Source organism: Brachyspira catarrhinii, from assembly GCF_005518285.1.
Classification (GTDB): Bacteria; Spirochaetota; Brachyspiria; order Brachyspirales; family Brachyspiraceae; genus Brachyspira; species Brachyspira catarrhinii.
Genome location: NZ_SJDU01000679.1, coordinates 1 through 716, shown reverse-complemented (window position 1 = coordinate 716; position 716 = coordinate 1). Strand labels below are relative to the sequence as shown.

1 protein-coding gene is annotated in these 716 nt (G+C 32.3%); it reads left to right on the top strand.

The window, feature by feature from the left end:
* Window positions 1-586: tetratricopeptide repeat protein (locus EZH24_RS13040; protein ID WP_419670470.1), on the top strand; the 586-nt coding region annotated here is incomplete at its 5' end.
* Window positions 587-716 lie beyond the last annotated feature (130 nt).

Genomic DNA, 716 nt, shown 5'->3' with positions numbered 1-716 from the left:
CAATTTGCCTCCAGAATTAAGAGGAGACCAGCTTTTATATAATTTGTCATGGATTTATTATTTGAATAACGAATTCGACAGAGCATTCGAAGGATTCAACGCGTTATTTCAAAAAAATCCAAGCAATAGCGTTGTTTCTTACGCTTTGGGAAATTCTTTACTTCATTTGGATAGAGCGAATTTGGCGAACGGTTTTTACAGAAACGCGCTTAATCAAATTTTGGCGAGACGCGAAAGATTGGGCAGACTCGAAATGCGAACGGAAAGCGATTTTTTCCTTTTGAGTTATTTGGCAAGTTTGTATAATAATATCGGAGTTTCTTACGCTTATAATTCGGCTGTCGGAAATAATATTCAAAACGAACAAGAGGCTTTTAGAAATTTTGTTTTGGCAAGCGAATATTTCGACCAAGTGAGAACTTCAAATATAGATTTGGAAAGAATGGAAAAAAGAACCGTTATGCTTGAAAATAACAATATCGGAGTCGCCACTTATAATGTGATGGCAATGCAAGGCAGAAGAAATCTTAAAGAAACCGTAATGATTGACGATTATATCCCAAAAGATATGTTTTATGTGAGATGATAAAATTATTTTAGCGCTTGACATTTTTTATAAAATATGTTATATTTTCTATAAATTATATTGATTTTAATTGTAATTGTCGAAAAAAGGAGAAAATAAAAATGAGCGGATATAAATTCTACAATACAAT